This window comes from Streptomyces sp. NPDC026062, assembly GCF_055568375.1.
In genome coordinates, this window is record NZ_JBVHOQ010000008.1 from 18,304 (window position 1) to 36,326 (window position 18,023).

The 18,023-nt window shown below is 68.6% G+C and carries 17 protein-coding genes and 1 riboswitch; of the genes, 5 read left to right on the plus strand and 12 right to left on the minus strand.

The window, feature by feature from the left end; translation table 11 throughout:
• Positions 1-160: 160 nt before the first annotated feature.
• A riboswitch (SAM riboswitch) is annotated at positions 161-278 on the minus strand.
• A 90-nt stretch (positions 279-368) separates the two neighbouring features.
• From trpD to ctaE, 5 genes are all read right to left on the minus strand, one after another.
• Positions 369-1,433, minus strand: a complete 1,065-nt coding sequence (gene trpD / locus ACZ4LX_RS09230) for an anthranilate phosphoribosyltransferase (protein WP_467634747.1) — start codon at positions 1,431-1,433, stop codon at positions 369-371.
• Positions 1,434-1,555: 122 nt separating this feature from the next.
• Positions 1,556-3,181 carry a cytochrome bc1 complex cytochrome b subunit gene (gene qcrB / locus ACZ4LX_RS09235; protein WP_467634744.1) on the minus strand — a complete coding sequence of 542 codons (1,626 nt, stop codon included), beginning with the start codon at positions 3,179-3,181 and terminating at the stop codon, positions 1,556-1,558.
• Positions 3,178-4,230, minus strand: coding sequence for a cytochrome bc1 complex Rieske iron-sulfur subunit (gene qcrA / locus ACZ4LX_RS09240; RefSeq protein ID WP_467634741.1), 1,053 nt, complete (start codon positions 4,228-4,230; stop codon positions 3,178-3,180). The genes qcrB and qcrA overlap by 4 nt, the downstream gene beginning before the upstream one ends.
• Entirely contained in the window at positions 4,227-5,036 is an 810-nt protein-coding gene (gene qcrC / locus ACZ4LX_RS09245) for a cytochrome bc1 complex diheme cytochrome c subunit (protein ID WP_467634737.1), read from the minus strand. The genes qcrA and qcrC overlap by 4 nt, the downstream gene beginning before the upstream one ends.
• 56 nt (positions 5,037-5,092) lie before the next feature.
• Positions 5,093-5,713 (minus strand): aa3-type cytochrome oxidase subunit III, encoded by a 621-nt coding sequence (ctaE, locus tag ACZ4LX_RS09250; protein WP_164399455.1) that lies wholly within the window; start codon positions 5,711-5,713, stop codon positions 5,093-5,095.
• 202 nt (positions 5,714-5,915) lie between these two features.
• Here ctaE and ACZ4LX_RS09255 point away from each other — a divergent pair, with 202 nt between their 5' ends.
• Positions 5,916-6,317, plus strand: a complete 402-nt coding sequence (locus ACZ4LX_RS09255; RefSeq protein WP_467634734.1) for a hypothetical protein — start codon at positions 5,916-5,918, stop codon at positions 6,315-6,317.
• A gap of 45 nt (positions 6,318-6,362) precedes the next feature.
• Here the strand turns inward: ACZ4LX_RS09255 and ACZ4LX_RS09260 are convergent, their stop codons facing one another.
• The 4 genes from ACZ4LX_RS09260 to ctaC form a co-directional block, all read right to left on the minus strand.
• Positions 6,363-7,619 (minus strand): L,D-transpeptidase, encoded by a 1,257-nt coding sequence (locus tag ACZ4LX_RS09260; RefSeq protein WP_467634731.1) that lies wholly within the window; start codon positions 7,617-7,619, stop codon positions 6,363-6,365.
• A 122-nt stretch (positions 7,620-7,741) separates the two neighbouring features.
• Positions 7,742-8,140: a cytochrome c oxidase subunit 4 gene (locus tag ACZ4LX_RS09265; RefSeq protein WP_467634728.1), complete on the minus strand. Its 399-nt coding sequence runs from the start codon at positions 8,138-8,140 to the stop codon at positions 7,742-7,744.
• Positions 8,137-9,873: an aa3-type cytochrome oxidase subunit I gene (gene ctaD, locus ACZ4LX_RS09270; protein ID WP_467634725.1), complete on the minus strand. Its 1,737-nt coding sequence runs from the start codon at positions 9,871-9,873 to the stop codon at positions 8,137-8,139. Before ctaD ends, ACZ4LX_RS09265 begins: the two co-directional genes overlap by 4 nt.
• Positions 9,870-10,838 (minus strand): aa3-type cytochrome oxidase subunit II, encoded by a 969-nt coding sequence (gene ctaC / locus ACZ4LX_RS09275; protein WP_467634720.1) that lies wholly within the window; start codon positions 10,836-10,838, stop codon positions 9,870-9,872. The genes ctaD and ctaC overlap by 4 nt, the downstream gene beginning before the upstream one ends.
• A 271-nt stretch (positions 10,839-11,109) precedes the next feature.
• Here ctaC and ACZ4LX_RS09280 point away from each other — a divergent pair, with 271 nt between their 5' ends.
• The gene (locus tag ACZ4LX_RS09280; RefSeq protein WP_467634717.1) at positions 11,110-12,492 is read left to right on the plus strand and encodes an aminotransferase class V-fold PLP-dependent enzyme; all 1,383 of its coding nucleotides are present in this window, start codon (positions 11,110-11,112) and stop codon (positions 12,490-12,492) included.
• 6 nt (positions 12,493-12,498) lie between these two features.
• Here ACZ4LX_RS09280 and ACZ4LX_RS09285 read toward each other — a convergent pair whose 3' ends face one another.
• A complete protein-coding gene (locus tag ACZ4LX_RS09285; RefSeq protein WP_467634713.1) occupies positions 12,499-13,473 on the minus strand; it encodes a carbohydrate kinase family protein in 975 nt (324 codons plus the stop codon).
• Between the two features lie 158 nt (positions 13,474-13,631).
• On the opposite strand from ACZ4LX_RS09285, the gene ACZ4LX_RS09290 reads away from it, so the two are divergent.
• Both ACZ4LX_RS09290 and ACZ4LX_RS09295 read left to right on the plus strand, forming a co-directional pair.
• Positions 13,632-13,829: a hypothetical protein gene (locus ACZ4LX_RS09290; protein WP_467634710.1), complete on the plus strand. Its 198-nt coding sequence runs from the start codon at positions 13,632-13,634 to the stop codon at positions 13,827-13,829.
• A 187-nt stretch (positions 13,830-14,016) separates the two neighbouring features.
• Positions 14,017-15,486: a hypothetical protein gene (locus tag ACZ4LX_RS09295; protein WP_467634707.1), complete on the plus strand. Its 1,470-nt coding sequence runs from the start codon at positions 14,017-14,019 to the stop codon at positions 15,484-15,486.
• 89 nt (positions 15,487-15,575) lie between these two features.
• Here ACZ4LX_RS09295 and ACZ4LX_RS09300 read toward each other — a convergent pair whose 3' ends face one another.
• The gene (locus ACZ4LX_RS09300; protein WP_018103583.1) at positions 15,576-15,932 is read right to left on the minus strand and encodes an iron-sulfur cluster assembly accessory protein; all 357 of its coding nucleotides are present in this window, start codon (positions 15,930-15,932) and stop codon (positions 15,576-15,578) included.
• 224 nt (positions 15,933-16,156) lie between these two features.
• Between ACZ4LX_RS09300 and nadA the strand changes: the two genes are divergently transcribed.
• Entirely contained in the window at positions 16,157-17,353 is a 1,197-nt protein-coding gene (nadA, locus tag ACZ4LX_RS09305; RefSeq protein WP_467634702.1) for a quinolinate synthase NadA, read from the plus strand.
• Between the two features lie 213 nt (positions 17,354-17,566).
• Here the strand turns inward: nadA and ACZ4LX_RS09310 are convergent, their stop codons facing one another.
• A complete protein-coding gene (locus ACZ4LX_RS09310; protein ID WP_467634699.1) occupies positions 17,567-17,932 on the minus strand; it encodes a hypothetical protein in 366 nt (121 codons plus the stop codon).
• Positions 17,933-18,023: the final 91 nt, after the last annotated feature.

The following is an 18,023-nucleotide window of genomic DNA, read 5'->3' on the forward strand; positions in this document are numbered from 1 at the left end:
ACAGGCAGGCGAATTCCGCGTGCCTGCGGACACGCGGCAGCACGGAAGGAAGAAAAAAGGGTGTGCGGAGGAGGGCCGAAAAGCCCTATCGCATTCGCGTGCTCACAAGAGGCTCCCTGAGGACCAGGACCCCACGGGTGGACATCTCACGATGTCGAGGGGTCCGCGCTTGCCGCAGACCTCGCTGCCTGCGGCCTGGTCTTCACCCGGGGCACCCCGCCACGGACGGAGGGTTGCCGGACAGCGGGCCGGGGCCGTAGTCGCTGTCACTCATGACCTGCACAGCATCTTGCCATACGTACCCGAACGCGCAAGGCGCAGTCCATGATCTGGACTGCGCCTCGCCTCACATCCGGTGCCACGCCCTCTCAGGCGTTGCTGGCCACGACCCATCTCTCCAGCGCCCGGCCCGCCGCGCCCGAGTCGATGGACTCGGCGGCCTTCGCCATTCCGGCCGTGAGCTGCTCGGTGAGCGTGCCCTCCCCCGGGTCCAGCGAGACGAGCGCCGCCGCCGAGTTGAGCAGGACGGCGTCCCGGACGGGCCCCGTCTCCCCGGCGAGCAGCCGGCGGGCCACATCCGCGTTGTACGAGGCGTCGGCACCCCGCAGCGCCTCCACCGGCACCAGGTCGATGCCGACGTCGCGCGGGTCGAAGGTCTCCTCGCGCACCTGGCCGTCCCTGGCGACCCAGACGCGGGAGGTCGCGGTGGTCGTCAGCTCGTCCAGGCCGTCGTCGCCCCGGAAGACCAGGGCGGAGTTGCCGCGTTCGGCGAGGACGCCCGCGACGATGGGCGCCATCCGCAGGTCGGCCACGCCGATCGCCTGCGCACGCACCTTGGCCGGGTTGGTGAGCGGCCCGAGGATGTTGAAGGTGGTCGGCGCGCCGAGCTCCGCCCGCGCCTTCGCCGCGTACCGCAGGGCGGGGTGGAACTTCACGGCGAAGCAGAACGTGATGCCCGCTTCCTCGGCCACCTCCACCACACGCTGCGGGGGCAGTTCCAGATTGACGCCGAGCTTGCCCAGCACGTCGGAGGAGCCGCTGGCCGACGACGAGGCGCGGTTGCCGTGCTTGACGACCTTGGCGCCCGTCCCGGCCACGACGATCGCCGACATGGTGGAGATGTTGACCGTCTTGGCCATGTCGCCGCCGGTGCCCACGATGTCGACCGTACGGCCGGGCACATGGATGGTCGTGGCGTGCTCGTACATCGCGCGGACCAGGCCGGAGACCTCCGTGACGGTCTCGCCCTTGGCGCGCAGCGCCACCGCGAAGCCGGCGATCTGCACATCGGTCGCCTCGCCGCTCATGATGCGGTCCATCGCCCAGGCGGTGTCGTCCTCGGTCAGGTCCTGGCCGCGCAGCAGGGGGGTCAGCACGCCGGGCCAGGAACGGGCCGCCACGCTGTCGCCGCCGACCGGGGTCACAACGTTCATGGTCCACTCCTGGGTCCACAGCCGATAAAAGGGATGTCACCACCCTATCGACCCCCGGGGACAGCGAAGAGCCCCGTCCACGCGGTGGACGGGGCTCCTGCTGTGGCGATCAGTTCAGGTGATCAGTGGTGGCCGTGGCCGCTGGTGATCTCCTTGTACTCCTCGGCGGTGGGCTTGGCGATCTGGTTGTTCTCGCCGTAGAAGCCCTTGCTGAGCTTGGCCCGCAGCTTCTGCACCGCGGACACCTTGCGCTCGACACCGTTCTCGTCGACCGTCGGGCCGATCTCGACCGGCTTGTACTGCTCGTGCGCGGTGAGCGTGTGCAGCTGCGCGGGTGCGAGCGGCTCGTGCACCTCGACGAACTCACCGTGCGGCAGGCGCTTGATGAGACCGGACTCGCGCCCGTGCAGCACCTTCTCCTTGTCCCGGCGCTGAAGGCCGAGGCAGATCCGCTTGGTCGCGATGAACGCGAGAACCGGTCCGACGAAGAAGAAGATCCGTACGAACCACGAGATCGCGTTCAGCGACAGGTGGAAGTGCGTGGCCCAGAGGTCGTTTCCACCACCCACGAGACCGATGAAGTACACCGTGATCCAGGCGACGCCGAAGGCCGTCCGGGTCGGGGTGTTGCGCGGGCGGTCCAGGATGTGGTGCTCGCGCTTGTCGCCGGTGATCCAGGACTCGATGAAGGGATACATCGCGATCGCGCCCAGGATCAGGCCGAAGAGCATCAGCGGGATGAACACACCCAGGACGAGTGTGTGACCCCAGAGGTTGATCTCCCAGCCCGGCATCACTCGGATCAGACCCTCGGCGAAGCCCATGTACCAGTCGGGCTGGGCGCCGGTGGACACCTGGTCCGGGCGGTACGGGCCGATGGCCCAGATCGGGTTGATCGAGGCGATGCCCGCGATGACGGCGATGACGCCGAAGACCAGGAAGAAGAAGCCTCCGGCCTTCGCCATGTACACCGGCAGCAGCGGCATGCCCACGACGTTCTTGTTGGTCCGGCCGGGACCCGCGAACTGCGTGTGCTTGTGGTAGAAGACCAGGATCAGGTGGCCCACCAGCAGACCGAGCATGATGCCCGGCAACAGCAGGATGTGGACCGAGTAGAACCGGGCGACGAAGTCGCCGCCGGGGAACTCCCCGCCGAACAGGAACATCGAGATGTAGGTGCCGACGATCGGCATCGACAGGATCGCGCCCTGGGTGAAGCGGACACCCGTACCCGAGAGCAGGTCGTCCGGGAGCGAGTAGCCGGTGAAGCCGGTGAACATACCGAGCACGAACAGCAGGAAGCCGAACAGCCAGTTGATCTCACGCGGCTTGCGGAACGCGCCCGTGAAGAAGACACGCATCATGTGCACGAACATGCCGGCCAGGAAGATCAGCGCGGCCCAGTGGTGGATCTGCCGGACGAGCAGACCACCGCGGACGTCGAAGCTGATGTTCAGGGTCGAGGCGTAGGCCTCGGACATCTGGATGCCCTGCATGGGCTCGTACGGGCCGTGGTACACGACCTCGTTCATGCTGGGGTGGAAGAACAGCGTCAGATACACACCCGTGAGGATGATGATGATGAAGCTGTAGAGGCAGATCTCACCGAGCATGAAGGACCAGTGGTCCGGGAAGATCTTGCGCATGTTGGCCTTGGCCAGGGAGTAGATCCCGAGCCGGCCGTCCGCCCAGTCGGCCACCTTCTCGCCGGCGGGCGCCTTGCGCTTCGTGTCGGTCGCAGTGCTCATCCGCGCTCCCAGAATGCAGGACCGACGGGCTCTTCGAAGTCACCGAGCGCCTGGAGGTTGCCCTCCTTGTTCACACCGATCCGCAGCTGCGGAAGTGCGTGACCGGCCGGACCGAAGATGACGCGGGCGCCGTCGGAGAGGTCGAAGGTGGACTGGTGGCACGGGCAGAGCACGTGGTGCGTCTGCTGCTCGTACAGGCTGATCGGGCAGCCGACGTGGGTGCAGATCTTGGAGAAGGCCACGATTCCCTCGTGGGCCCACTCGCGCTCGCGCTTGTCCTTGATGTTGTCCGGCTCGATGCGGATGATCATCAGCGCGGCCTTGGCGATCTGCACCTGGAAGTCGTGGTCCTCCTCCGTCAGGCCCTCGGGCATGGCGAAGGTCAGCGAACCGACGACGACGTCCTCGGGGCGCAGCGGCTGCATCGTGTTCATGTTGATGAGCTGCTTGCCCTCGGCCCACAGGGTCGAGCGGAGCTTCTTCTCCGGCAGCGGACCGAGGTCGCGCAGCAGCACCACACCGGCGAGCGGCACCAGGGCCAGCGCACCGAACATGGTGTTACGGATCAGCTTGCGCCGGCCGAACGCGGACTCCTCGGCACCCGCCGCGAAGTCGGCGAGAACCTTCGCCTTGACCTCGGGCTCGGCCGCGATCGCGTGACGGTCGTCCGCTACCTCCACGTCCGACATCAGGGTGCGCGCCCAGTGGACGGCGCCCGCGCCGATCGCGAAGAGCGCCACGCCCAGGGTCAGACCCAGGGAGAAGTTGAGCGCGCTCACATGACCGAACGGGAAGATGTAGACGATCTTGTCGACCGGGAAGATGACGTAGGAGGCGATGAAGCCGACCGTCGCCAGCATGGACAGCGTGAACATGAACGCGACCGCGCGCTCGGACCGCTTGGCGGCCCGCTCGTCGATGTCCTGGATGCGCGGCTTGTGGGCCGGCAGCCCCGGGTCGGCGAACGGGTCGCCCGCACCCTCTACCGCGCCGTGCGCGGCGTCCTGCTCTGCGGGCAGGTTCTCTTCTGGAATCTCTTGGCTACTCATGACTTCTTGGCCTTAGCGGTGTGGGCCGCGACCCAGACGGCAACTGCGATCAGTGCGCCAAGCCCGAAGATCCAGCCGAAGAGACCCTCGCTGACCGGACCGAGGCCACCGAGCGAGAGCCCGCCGGGGCTCGCCGACTCGGAGCCGTTCACGGTCTGGATGTACGCGATGATGTCCTTCTTCTGCTGATTGGGCATCGTCGAGTCGGGGAAGGACGGCATGCTCTGCGGGCCGGTCTGCATGGCCTCGTAGATGTGCTTCGGGTCCACGCCTTCGAGGCTGGGTGCGTACTTGCCCTTCGTCAGGGCACCGCCCTCACCGGTGAAGTTGTGGCACTGGGCGCAGTTGGTACGGAACAGGTCGCCACCCTTGGCGACGTCCGCGCCCTCGGGGCTGACCTCGCTCTTGGTCGGGACGATCGGGCCGGCGCCGAGCGACGCGACGTACGCCGCGAGCTGGTCGATCTCGGCCTGGGTGTAGATGACCTTCTTCTTCGGTACCTGGGCACCCGGCTGCTGTGCCGGCATACGGCCCGTACCGACCTGGAAGTCAACGGCGGCGGAGCCCACGCCGACAAGCTGGGGCCCGTCGGTGGTGCCCTGACCGCCGGTTCCGTGGCAGCTGGCGCAACCGACGGAGTACAGCTTCTTGCCCTCGTCGATGGCGAGGGACTGGGCGGTTTCGTCGGCCTGCGCCTTACTCGCGGGCGCAAACGCGGCGTACAGCCCCCCAGTAGCCGCAAGCGCGAGGAGTAGTACGACGACCGCCGCCAACGGATGGCGTCGTCGTGCGGAGAGCTTTTTCACGGATTACCCCGGTGTCAGGATCTTCTGCGTCGATGATGGTTCGGGTACGAGCCCGGTTACTTGATCATGTAGATCGTGGCGAACAGGCCGATCCACACGACATCGACGAAGTGCCAGTAATAGGACACGACGATGGCTGCGGTCGCCTGCTCATGGGTGAACCTCTTGGCTGCGTATGTCCTGCCCAGGACGAGCAGGAAGGCGATGAGACCGCCTGTCACGTGCAGACCGTGGAAGCCGGTGGTCAGGTAGAACACCGAGCCGTACGGATCCGAGGACAGCGAGAGGCCGTCCTTCTTCACCAGCTCCGTGTACTCGAAGACCTGGCCTCCGATGAAGATCGAACCCATCACGAAAGTGATCACGAACCAGGCGCGGAGCTTCTTCACGTCGCCCCGCTCCGCGGCGAAGACGCCGAGCTGGCAGGTGAGTGAGGAGAGCACCAGGATCGTGGTGTTCGTCGCCGAGAACGGGAAGTTCAGGGCGGACGCCATTTCCTTCCAGTGATCCGGTCCGGTCACCGATCGCAGGGTGAAGTACATCGCGAAGAGGGCCGCGAAGAACATCAGCTCGGAACTCAACCAGATGATGGTTCCGACGCTGGTGAGGTTCGGCCGATTGACCGACGGGTGCGCGTGCCCGGTTTCTACTGTCGTTGCTGTCGCCACGACCGACATTATGTCGGTCGCTTATCCCGCCCTCACTCCCGGGGGTGCCGTTCGGTGTGTCAGAGGGGTGTGTCCTCCCCGAACGGCCCATGGAACCGCTGTCCGAAGCGATGCTGACAGGCAGTCGGGCGGAGTACGATCCGCGCATCGGACCGCCCTCACGCACCGGGGGCACCGACAGCCCCGAAGACACGGATGTCACGGAGGAACCATGCAGCCGACCGCCACGGTCCTGGTCTACAGCGACAACGCACACACCCGTGAGCAGGTGAGGCTGGCAGCCGGGCGCAGGCCTGCCGCGGACGTACCGCAGGTCGAGTTCCTGGAGTGCGCCACCCTGCCCGCCGTCCTGGACGCGCTGGACCACGGAGGCGTCGATGTCTGCGTGTTGGACGGCGAGACGGCTCCCGCGGGCGGCATGGGTGTCTGCCGGCAGATCAAGGACGAGATCTTCCGCTGCCCGCCCGTGCTGCTGCTGATCGGGCGCCCCCAGGACGCCTGGCTGGCCACCTGGAGCCGCGCGGACGCCTCGGTGACCCTTCCGGTCGAGCCGGTCGAGTTCGCGGACGCCCTGGCCGCCCTGCTGCGCAGCAGGCTCTCCGTAGGGGCCTGAGGCCCGGCCTGTCCTTCCCTGCAAGGCGCGGCGCACCCCGGGCCGTCAGACCTGGGGGCGCAGCCGCGCCGCCCGGACCGTGTCGACACGGTCCGGCGTGGCGTCGTTGTTCAGCGCGCTGCCCTTCTGCCATTTGGCCCAGGACAGGTTCCAGTCGCCGTAGCCGTTGTCGAACGGCGTCATGGTCTCTCCCTCGCTGCCGACGACGGTGACGATGTCACCCTCACGGACGGTGTTGAAGAACCATTCGGCCTCACTGGTGCTCATGCCGGTGCAGCCGTGGCTGACGTTCGCGGAGCCCTGTGATCCGGTGGACCACGGGGCCGCGTGCACGTACTCGCCGCTCCAGGTGACCCGCGTCGCGTAGTACACCGGCAGGTCGTAGGAGTCCTCCGAACCCTCGGCGATACCGATGGACTCCCCGCGCATACGTACGTAGTACTCCTTGCCCAGCACGACCTTGACGCCGTTGCGGGTGGAGAAGCCCGGCTTGCCGGTGGTCACCGGAATGGTGTTGATCACTTCTCCGTTGCGCTTGACCGTCATGGAGTGCTCCGCGGCGTCGGTGATGGCCTCGATGCGGTCCCCGGTAGTGATCTTCAGCGTCTTCGTGGGGGCGCCGTACAGCGCGTTGGTCACCTTGATGCCCGTCAGGTTGCTGCTGACCTCGATGGTGGCCTTGGCCGGCCAGTAGTCCCTCGGCCGGTAGTGCAGTGTCTTGTCGTCGACCCAGTACCAGGAACCGGTCACGGCGGGCGTGGAACGCACCGTCAGGGCGCGTTCCACGGTGGCGCGGGAAGCTTTGTCGGCGACCGGGGCGCTGAGTACCGCGGTGACGGGCTGTCCGACGCCGTAGGTGCCCGCCTGCGGGCCGAAGGTGACCTTCAGGAACTTCTTTGCCGCTGCGGTCTCGAAGGAGAGCGTACGGCTGCCTGGGGCCCCGTCGTCGTCCTCCATGCTGACCTTGACGGTGTAACGGGTGCCCGCGGCGAGCGGGGCGGTGGCGTGCCACCGGTGGCCGTCGGCGTCGAGTTCGCCCGCCAGATGGCGGCCCTCGGTGTCAATGGCCGACACGTCGGTGATCCGGCCGTCGTCGCCGTCGACGGTGACTTCGAGCGGCTTGTCCGGATCGACCTTCTCGCCTCCGTCCGCGACGCTGGAGGCGATCTCGTCCGCCGCGTCGAACGGCTGTGCCGAGAGCGGATGGCCGTCGGAGTCCCCACAGGCGGTCGCCCCTGCGACCAGGGTCACGACCAGCAGAGTGCAGCTCACTACGGGACGGATGCGCGGCGTGTGGTTCATGAACCCACGCTAAGAAGATTCATCCGTTTCAGCGCGCCGGGTGACTGCAAACGGGGGGCCCGCACTTCTCGTGGAAGTGCGGGCCCCCCGTCAGGTGGAGCGGTGTCACCGGTGGAGCGGTGTCACTGGGTGCGGTTCTCACCGCGGTAGTACTCGAAGACCCAGCCGAACAGACCGATCAGAAGGACCGGGGCCGAGAAGTAGAGCAGCCACCAGCCGAAGACGACTCCCATGAAGGCGAGAATGCCGCCGACCGCCAGCGAGAGCGGCTGCCAGCTGTGCGGGGAGAAGAACCCCACCTCGCCGGCCTCGTCCGCCACATCGGCTTCCTTGTTGTCCTGGGCCAGCGCGTCGACCCGCCGGGCCGTGAAGGCCAGGTAGAAGCCGATCATGACGCTCAGGCCGAAGGCCAGGACGAGCGCGGTGGTACCGACCGGCTCCTTGGACCACACGCCGTACGTGACGGCGATGACGAGGATGAACAGCGCCAGACCGAGGAACATCTTGCCCTGGATCTTCACTTGCCCGCCTCCTTGCCGCCGGCGAGGGCCTTGTCACCCTCGGAGAGGTGATCCAGCTGTTCCAGCGCCGTGATCTCCGGGTGGTGCAGGTCGAACGCCGGGGATTCGGAACGGATCCGGGGCAGCGTGAGGAAGTTGTGCCGCGGCGGCGGGCAGGAGGTCGCCCACTCCAGCGAACGGCCGTAGCCCCACGGGTCGTCGACCTCGATCTTCTTGCCGTACTTGGCGGTCTTCCACACGTTGTAGAAGAACGGCAGGATCGACAGTCCGAGCAGGAACGAGGAGATCGTCGAGATCGTGTTCAGCGCGGTGAATCCGTCCGCGGCCAGGTAGTCCGCGTAACGACGCGGCATACCCTCGGCGCCCAGCCAGTGCTGCACCAGGAACGTGCCGTGGAAGCCGATGAACAGCGTCCAGAAGGTGATCTTGCCGAGCCGCTCGTCCAGCATCTTGCCGGTGAACTTCGGCCACCAGAAGTGGAATCCGGAGAACATCGCGAACACCACGGTGCCGAAGACGACGTAGTGGAAGTGCGCGACCACGAAGTACGAGTCGGAGACGTGGAAGTCCATCGGCGGCGAGGCCAGGATGACACCGGTCAGACCACCGAAGGTGAAGGTGATCAGGAAGCCGATCGCCCAGAGCATCGGTGTCTCGAAGGACAACGAGCCCTTCCACATCGTGCCGATCCAGTTGAAGAACTTCACCCCGGTGGGCACCGCGATGAGGAACGTCATGAAGGAGAAGAACGGCAGCAGTACACCGCCGGTGACGTACATGTGGTGCGCCCACACGGTCACCGAGAGGCCCGCGATGGAAATCGTCGCGGCCACGAGGCCGATGTAACCGAACATCGGCTTGCGGCTGAACACCGGGATCACTTCGGAAATGATCCCGAAGAAGGGCAAGGCGATGATGTACACCTCTGGATGGCCGAAGAACCAGAAGAGGTGTTGCCAGAGCAGTGCTCCGCCGTTGGACGCGTCGAAGATGTGCGCCCCGAATTTCCGGTCGGCCTCCAGCGCGAAGAGCGCCGCCGCGAGCACCGGGAAGGCCAGCAGGACCAGAACACCGGTCAGCAGGACGTTCCAGACGAAGATCGGCATGCGGAACATCGTCATGCCGGGTGCGCGCATGCAGATGATCGTGGTGATGAAGTTGACCGAACCGAGGATCGTACCGAAGCCGGAGAAGGCCAGACCCATGATCCACATGTCGGCGCCGACACCCGGCGAGCGGACGGCGTCCGACAGCGGGGAGTAGGCGAACCAGCCGAAGTCGGCCGCACCCTGCGGGGTGAGGAAGCCGGCCACCGCGAGGATCGAGCCGAAGAGGTACAGCCAGTACGCGAACATGTTCAGCCGCGGGAACGCCACGTCGGGCGCGCCGATCTGCAGCGGCATGATCCAGTTCGCGAATCCGGCGAACAGCGGCGTCGCGAACATCAGCAGCATGATCGTGCCATGCATCGTGAACGCCTGGTTGAACTGCTCGTTCGACATGATCTGCGTGCCCGGACGGGCCAGCTCGGCGCGCATGAAGAGCGCCATCAGTCCGCCGATGCAGAAGAACGCGAACGACGTGACCAGGTACATCGTGCCGATCGTCTTGTGGTCAGTGGTGGTCAGCCACTTGATGACGACGTTTCCCGGCTGCTTGCGCCGGACCGGCAGCTCGTCCTCGTACGAGTCGTCTGCTGCCGCGGCACCCTGAGGTTCATTGAGGATGCTCACAGTTTGTTCGTCTCCGCATTCCTGGCCGGGTCGGTCTGCTCGATGCCGGCCGGCAAGTAGCCCGTCTGGCCCTTCTTCGCGAGCTCCTTGAGGTGCGCCTGGTAGCGCTCCGGGGAGACGACCTTGACGTTGAAGAGCATCCGGGAGTGGTCGACGCCGCAGAGCTCGGCGCACTTGCCCATGAAGGTGCCCTCCTGGTTGGGAGTCACCTCGAAGGCGTTGGTGTGGCCCGGGATGACGTCCTGCTTCATGAGGAACGGCACCACCCAGAAGGAGTGGATGACGTCACGCGAAGTCAGGATGAACCGGACCTTCTCGCCCTTGGGCAGCCACAGGGTCGGGCCGGGGTTGCCGGTCTGCGGGTTCCGGTCTCCCGGGATGCCGGCGTCGTAGACGCCGTCCGCACCCTTGGGGAACTGCTCGCGGAACCGGTCCGGAATGGCGTCGAGCTCCTTGGGGACCTCGTTGCCCGTGGCGGCCGAGCCGTCCACGTTCTCGATGTAGTTGAAGCCCCAGCTCCACTGGTAGCCGACCACGTTGACTGTGTGGGCCGGCTTGTCGGAGAGCGAAAGGAGCTTCGTCTCGTCGCGCGCGGTGAAGTAGAACAACACCGAGACGATGATCAGAGGAACCGCGGTGTACAGCGCCTCGATGGGCATGTTGTACCGGGTCTGCGGAGGTACCTCCACCTTGGTGCGGCTGCGCCGGTGGAAGATGGCGCTCCAGATGATCAGTCCCCAGACAAGGACGCCCGTGGCGAGCGCTGCCGCCCACGAGCCCTGCCAGAGGGAAAGGATCCGAGGAGCCTCTTCCGTTACCGGTGTGGGCATACCGAGGCGGGGGAAATCCTGCCAGTTGTACGAACAACCGGAGGCCGTCGCCAGGACCAGGCCCGCAGTCAGCACCTGCGGCAGCTTCCGCCGCATCGGGCGCCGCGACAAGCGGTCGGAGCCGTTGGGACTCACGTAGCGCCTTCCCGAGAGTCTCGCCCGCACGGTCGGCGCGCCCGTCTCGCTGGTCGGTCGCCGGCCCTGACGCGGGCAGGGGTTTGGATGTTTATGCGGACCAAACCCTACTGGACGCTATTTGGGGTCGCGCGGGGAGGGTGCCCAACGCGCCGCCCGACTCCCCGAAGGGGTGGAATCCGGGGCTCCGGCCGCCATCTGACGCCCACTCTCCCGGGCGTCCGGGCAACCGGGTCCCGGGCCGCGCCCGGGACCCGGCTAGCGTGGCCGGGTGCCCTACTTCGACGCCGCGTCCGCCGCCCCCCTCCATCCCGTCGCCCGCCAGGCGCTGCTTGCCGCGCTGGACGAGGGCTGGGCCGACCCGGCCCGTCTCCACCGCGAGGGACGGCGTGCCCGGCTGCTGCTGGACGCCGCCCGGGAGGCGGCCGCCGAGGCCGTCGGCTGCCGTCCCGACGAGCTGACCTTCACCTCGTCGGGCACCCGGGCGGTGCATTCCGGAATTTCCGGAGCTCTCGCGGGACGTCGGCGTGTCGGCCGCCATCTGGTGGTGTCAGCGGTCGAACATTCGTCGGTACTCCATTCGGCCGCCGCTCACGAGAGCGGGGGCGGCACCTTCACCGAGGTCCCGGTGGACGGCACGGGCTCGGTCGACGCCCAGGACTACGCGAGCGCACTGCGCGAGGACACCGCGCTGGCCTGTCTGCAGTCCGCCAACCACGAGGTGGGCACCGGGCAGCCGGTGGCCGAGGTGGCCGCGCTCTGCCGGGCCGCGGGGGTACCGCTGCTGGTGGACGCCGCCCAGTCACTGGGCTGGGGGCCGGTACCGGCCGGCTGGTCGCTGCTGACGGCGAGCGCCCACAAGTGGGGCGGCCCGGCGGGGGTCGGGCTCCTCGCGGTGCGCAAGGGCGTACGTTTCGCGGCCCAAGGCCCCGCGGACGAGCGGGAGTCGGGGCGGGCCGCCGGGTTCGAGGACATCCCGGCGATCGTGGCGGCGGCGGCGTCCCTGCGGGCGGTGCGGGCCGAGGCCGCCGCCGAGTCAGTACGGCTGCGGGCCCTGGTCGACCGGATCCGGGCCCGGGTGCCGGAGCTGGTGCCCGATGTGGAGGTGGTCGGCGATCCGGTGCGACGGCTGCCGCATCTGGTCACCTTCTCCTGTCTCTATGTCGACGGGGAGACCCTTCTCCATGAGCTGGACCGGTCCGGATTCTCCGTGTCATCCGGTTCGTCCTGCACGAGCAGCACACTGACGCCGAGCCATGTGCTCAAGGCGATGGGGGTGCTCTCGGAGGGCAATGTCCGGGTGTCGCTGCCGGCGGGCACGTCCGACGAGGAGGTCGACCGCTTCCTGGAGGTGCTGCCTGCGGCGGTGGCGGGCGTACGGGAGAAGCTGGGCGCCCCCGCCTCGGGCACCCCCTCCCCCGCGGCGGCGCCCTCGCTGGTCGTCGACGCGCTCGGCAGGCGCTGCCCGATTCCGGTGATCGAGCTCGCAAAGGTGATCGGAGAGGTACCGGTGGGCGGGACGGTGACGGTCCTGTCCGACGACGAGGCGGCGCGCCTCGACATTCCGGCCTGGTGCGCGATGCGTGAGCAGGAGTACGTGGGCGAGGAGCCGGCGGACCGGGGCTCGGCCTATCTGGTCCGCCGGCTCTCCTGAACGCCCCTACACGAGATGCGTGCGCACCTCGGCCGCGGCCTCGTGTCCGTACGCCTTGGTGAAGCGGTCCATGAAGTGGGTGCGGTGCAGGGTGTACTCCTGGGTGCCGACCGTCTCGATGACCAGGGTGGCGAGCATGCAGCCGACCTGGGCCGCCCGCTCCAGGCCGACGCCCCAGGCGAGACCGGAGAGGAATCCGGCACGGAAGGCGTCGCCCACACCGGTCGGGTCGGCCTTGACCTGCTCCTCGGGGCAGCCGACCTCGATCGGCTCCTCGCCGACGCGCTCGATCCGCACGCCCCGGGCGCCGAGGGTGGTGACCCGGTGGCCGACCTTGGCCAGGATCTCGGCGTCGGTCCAGCCGGTCTTGGACTCGATGAGCCCCTTCTCGTACTCGTTGGAGAAGAGGTACGTGGCACCGTCGAGCAGGATGCGGATCTCGTCGCCGTCCATCCGCGCGATCTGCTGCGAGAAGTCCGCGGCGAACGGGATTCCCCGGGAGCGGCACTCCTCGGTGTGGCGGAGCATCCCCTCGGGGTCGTCGGCGCCGATGGAGACGAGGTCGAGCCCGCCCACCCGGTCCGCGACGGCCTTCAGCTCGATCAGCCGGGCCTCGCTCATGGCACCGGTGTAGAAGGAGCCGATCTGGTTGTGGTCGGCATCCGTCGTGCAGACGAAGCGGGCGGTGTGCAGGACCTCGGAGATCCGCACGGAGCCGGTGTCGACGCCATGGCGGTCGAGCCAGGCCCGGTACTCGTCGAAGTCGGAGCCCGCGGCGCCGACCAGGAGCGGCCGGGTACCGAGCAGGCCCATGCCGAAACAGATGTTGGCGGCGACACCTCCCCGGCGTACGTCCAGGTTGTCGACCAGGAAGGAGAGCGAGACCGTGTGCAGCTGATCGGCGACCAGCTGGTCGGCGAATCGGCCGGGGAAGGTCATGAGGTGGTCAGTGGCGATGGAGCCGGTGACTGCGATACGCACGGGAAGACTGCTCCTGCGGAGGTCGAGGGAAACGATGTCTGCGTTCCCGGGTCGGCATGACAGTTAACGCTACCGGGTTCCGGCAACTGGGCGAAGAAGGGAAAACTACCCGATAGTAGGGCTTTCCCCCTGAGCCCGGGGGTGCCTACGGTGCCGATATGCCGAACAACATCGCCCCGCGCGAGTCCGAGACCAGCCTGGCCGAGCTGCGCGGAGACTGCGCACGGATGGCTCCGCACTGGGTGGTACCCACAAGGATCGCCCCCACCCCTGTGACGCCTTCCCTCATTCACGGCGTGACCGTACCGCCCGCCTCGGCCCGGCTGATCGACGCGATGGCGGAGTACGGCGACTGACGGACGCGCTCCTCACCGCAGGAGGGACCGCCGGGCCCCTCGTCGCCGACCGGGACCGACGGGCCCTTCGTCGCAACTGCCGCCCCGGAAGGGAACCGTGTGCGCCCGCGCCCCGTCCCAACGGTGTCCGCACCAGCGGAACGGGCCCTCGGCCGGGCCTGACGTACGACGGCGAAGGAGCGAACCGGTGAGCACCGATCGACCCGACAACGATGTGACAGGCCCCCGGCGGCGCTCGCCGCTCGCCGTGGCCTCGGTGGCGGCGGCCGTACTCCTGGCCGGTGGCGGCGGCGCGTACTGGGCGATGGCGGCGGACGGCCACGGCGGCGGCGAGTACAGCGCCGCGGACCGCTCCGGCTCCACTCCCCCGCCCCTCTCCCTCGACGAGCCGGAGGGCGTGCCGGCCGCACCCTCCCCGCGCCCCTCGGCTCCCCCGCAGGGCATCGCGCCCGGTGAGCCCGACCCGCACGGCGGCCGGGTCGTCTACCGCGCGTCCGGCGCCCTGCCGGACGGCCCGGAGAAGGCGGCCGTCCAGCGCGCCACCGGGACCGTGACGGCGTCCGAGGTGGCCCGGCTGGCCAAGGCGCTGGGCGTGCAGGGCACCCCGCGGGCCGAGGGCACGTCCTGGAAGGTGGGTTCCGACGGGGACGGCTCGGGGCCGTTGCTGCGGGTGGCCGAACAGGCACCCGGGACCTGGACGTTCGCCCGGTACGGTTCCGGCGGCACCGACAACTGCGAGCCCGGGAAGTTCTGTTCGAGCAAGCGCGTGGCGCCGGGCGGCACGGGGACCCCGGTGAGCGAGAAGGCCGCGAAGGCCGCCGCGGCGCCGGTGCTGAAGGCGGTCGGCCAGGACGACGCCGCCCTCGACGCGCGGCAGTTGATGGGTTCGGTCCGGGTGGTGAACGCCGACCCGGTGGTGGGCGGACTGCCGACGTACGGCTGGGCGACCGGGATCCAGGTCGGCCCCGACGGTGAGGTGACGGGCGGCAGCGGACAGCTGAAGGGCCTGGAGAAGGGCGCGGAGTACCCGGTGACCGGCGCGGCCGACGCGCTGAAGCAGCTGAACGCCGCACAGCCGCCGAGCGGCCCGAAGACGGGCGACTGCGCCACCCCCGCACCCCTGGAGAACGGCGGAAAGCCGTCCGCCATGAGCTGCGGCGCCCGGACCGGGGCGGAGCCGGCCACGACGACGGTGACCGTCGACAAGGCGGTCTTCGGCCTCGCGGCCCGTTACGTCGAAGGCAGGCAGCTGCTCGTACCGTCCTGGATCTTCACCGTCGGGCCGGGCACGGGCGGTACCGGCGGCATCGTCACCCAGGTAGCGGTGGATCCGGCGTACCTGACGAAGGACGCCCCGGCCCCGAAGACCCCGGACGGCGGCGGAACGACGGAGTCCGGGCGCGCGATCCTGTCGTACGGCGCCGACGGTCGGACGCTCTCCGTGACGTTCTGGGGCGGTGCCTGCGGCACGTACGCGGCGAGCGCGAGCGAGGACGGCTCCACGGTGCGGGTGTCCCTGACGGAGACCGAGCCGGAGAAGGGCAAGGTCTGCATCATGATCGCCAAGGAGCTGACCCGCACGGTCACGCTGGACCGGCCGCTGGGCGACCGGACCGTGGTCGACGCGGCGTCGGGCACCCTGGTGCCGCGCGGCTGACGCACCCGCGGACACGTACGGCGGCGGCCCCGGGATCGGAATCCCGGGACCGCCGCCGTACCGCTCTGTCGCTACGCGCTCCAGCCGCTCTAGCTGAAGGAGTCGCCGCAGGCGCAGGAGCCCGTGGCGTTCGGGTTGTCGATCGTGAAGCCCTGCTTCTCGATGGTGTCGACGAAGTCGACGGAGGCGCCGCCCAGGTACGGGGCGCTCATCCGGTCGGTGACGACCTTGACGCCGTCGAAGTCCTTCACGACATCGCCGTCCAGCGAACGCTCGTCGAAGAAGAGCTGGTAACGCAGGCCCGAGCAGCCGCCGGGCTGGACGGCGACGCGCAGCGCCAGGTCGTCGCGGCCTTCCTGCTCCAGCAGGGCCTTGACCTTGGCTGCGGCGGCGTCGGACAGGAGGATGCCGTCGCTCACGGTGGTGGTCTCGTCCGATACGGACATCTGCTTCTCTCCCGGGTTGTACGGAGACTGCTTGCCGACGTTGCAACCGTCGAGGCCGCGGATTCATTCCGGGCCGAGCGCTTGCCTGTTCCATTCATGCTCGCACACCGGTCCCGCAGGCGGATGCGTCACATCGACGCTATCGGCATCGTCAAAGTGACGTGAAGCGGATATGATAAATAGCGTCAATTAGACGAAAAGGCTTCCCCCGCAGAGAAGAAAGGGTGCGTGACGTGACCACGGCCCACCCCGTCCAGGATCTCGACGTCCAGCCGACACCCCTCGCCCTGCTCCTGCTCGGCCGCGACGCCGATCCCAGGAGCGAGCGCGGAGTCGAATGCCCCGGCGACCTGCCTTCCCCTTCCGACCCGGACCTGGTGGAGCGCGCCCGCGCGGCCAAGGAGAAGCTGGGCGAGAAGGTCTTCGTCCTCGGGCACCACTACCAGCGCGACGAGGTCATCCAGTTCGCGGATGTGACCGGCGACTCGTTCAAGCTCGCCCGGGACGCGGCGGCGCGTCCGGAGGCCGAGTACATCGTCTTCTGCGGTGTGCACTTCATGGCCGAGTCCGCGGACATCCTGACCACCGCCGACCAGAAGGTCGTGCTGCCGGACCTGGCGGCGGGCTGCTCGATGGCCGACATGGCCACCGCCGAGCAGGTCGCCGAGTGCTGGGACGTGCTGACCGAGGCCGGCGTGGCCGAACAGGTCGTGCCCGTCTCGTACATGAACTCCTCCGCGGACATCAAGGCCTTCACCGGCCGCCACGGCGGGACGATCTGCACCTCGTCGAACGCGAAGCGCGCCCTGGAGTGGGCCTTCGAGCAGGGCGAGAAGGTCCTCTTCCTCCCGGACCAGCACCTGGGCCGCAACACGGCCGTGCGGGACATGGGGATGACCCTGGAGGACTGCGTCCTCTACAACCCGCACAAGCCGAACGGCGGCCTCACCGCCGAGGAGCTGCGCGACGCGAAGATGATCCTGTGGCGCGGGCACTGCTCGGTGCACGGGCGCTTCTCGGTGGAGTCCGTCAACGACGTGCGCGCCCGGATACCCGGCGTCAACGTGCTGGTGCACCCGGAGTGCAAGCACGAGGTCGTCGCCGCCGCGGACCACGTCGGCTCGACGGAGTACATCATCAAGGCGCTGGAGGCGGCCCCGGCCGGCTCGAAGTGGGCGATCGGCACCGAGCTCAACCTGGTGCGCCGCCTGGCCAACCGTTTCGCGGCCGAGGACAAGGAGATCGTCTTCCTCGACAAGACGGTCTGCTTCTGCTCGACGATGAACCGGATCGACCTGCCGCACCTGGTGTGGACGCTGGAGTCGCTGGCCGAGGGCAACCTGGTCAACCGGATCGAGGTCGACCCGGAGACGGAGAAGTACGCCAAGCTCGCGCTGGAGCGGATGCTGGCGCTGCCGTAGGGGCCTGCCCAAGGACGTGTCCGGACATGGGCGTCGGGGGACGGAGGGCGCGGGCTGCGGCGGTGACCGGTCGCGGCGCAGGCCGGCCCCTGCGCCGCGACCGGTCGTTGTCGTACCCGGCGCGGCCGTCAGAAGAACGGCCGCGCCGGGACGCACCTCCCGCGCCCGCCCGCCGCCGCCCTCACCGCGTGCGGGCCCGGACCAACGGGCCGCTCACGCCCCGTTGGTCCGGACCCGGCGGCCGGTTACGCACGCCCCGGTTTCCTCGTGTTCCCCAGGGGTGACGGCGTGGGCCGGCCGGCCGCCCCGGCTCTCCGCGATCCGCAGGGTGTCCCCCAGCGACTCGACGAGCCGGGCGCCCGCGAACCGCAGCTCCCGTTCGCCCACCACGGTCTCCGCCAGCAGTCCCCGGGCCTGCTCCAGGACGTATCCGGCCGAGTCGAGCAGGTCCGCCTCCACCTGGTCGGCCAGCCGCGACATCCGGCTGTCCGGGTCGTCGGTGCTCAGGTAGCACGGCGCGCCGCTCCGGCTGGTCCACGGGAGCAGTCGCATGGGCCTCCCGTCCGCATCGAACATCATGTCGTCACTGTCTCCGTTCGGGGAGCACTCGGGCCCCTGCCGCACCCGTTGGCTACGGTGTGTGCCGTAATCGTCGCGCTGTGGCGGCCTG

What these genes read in the sequence shown, in the direction of transcription:
- qcrB (WP_467634744.1), bottom strand. Translation starts at nt 3,181, where the DNA reads ATGAGCACTGCGACCGACACGAAGCGCAAGGCGCCCGCCGGCGAGAAG.
- ACZ4LX_RS09300 (WP_018103583.1), bottom strand. Translation starts at nt 15,932, where the DNA reads ATGTCCGTATCGGACGAGACCACCACCGTGAGCGACGGCATCCTCCTG.
- ACZ4LX_RS09310 (WP_467634699.1), bottom strand. Translation starts at nt 17,932, where the DNA reads ATGATGTTCGATGCGGACGGGAGGCCCATGCGACTGCTCCCGTGGACC.
- qcrA (WP_467634741.1), bottom strand. Translation starts at nt 4,230, where the DNA reads ATGAGTAGCCAAGAGATTCCAGAAGAGAACCTGCCCGCAGAGCAGGAC.
- ctaE (WP_164399455.1), bottom strand. Translation starts at nt 5,713, where the DNA reads ATGTCGGTCGTGGCGACAGCAACGACAGTAGAAACCGGGCACGCGCAC.
- trpD (WP_467634747.1), bottom strand. Translation starts at nt 1,433, where the DNA reads ATGAACGTTGTGACCCCGGTCGGCGGCGACAGCGTGGCGGCCCGTTCC.
- ACZ4LX_RS09260 (WP_467634731.1), bottom strand. Translation starts at nt 7,619, where the DNA reads ATGAACCACACGCCGCGCATCCGTCCCGTAGTGAGCTGCACTCTGCTG.
- ACZ4LX_RS09290 (WP_467634710.1), top strand. Translation starts at nt 13,632, where the DNA reads ATGCCGAACAACATCGCCCCGCGCGAGTCCGAGACCAGCCTGGCCGAG.
- ACZ4LX_RS09255 (WP_467634734.1), top strand. Translation starts at nt 5,916, where the DNA reads ATGCAGCCGACCGCCACGGTCCTGGTCTACAGCGACAACGCACACACC.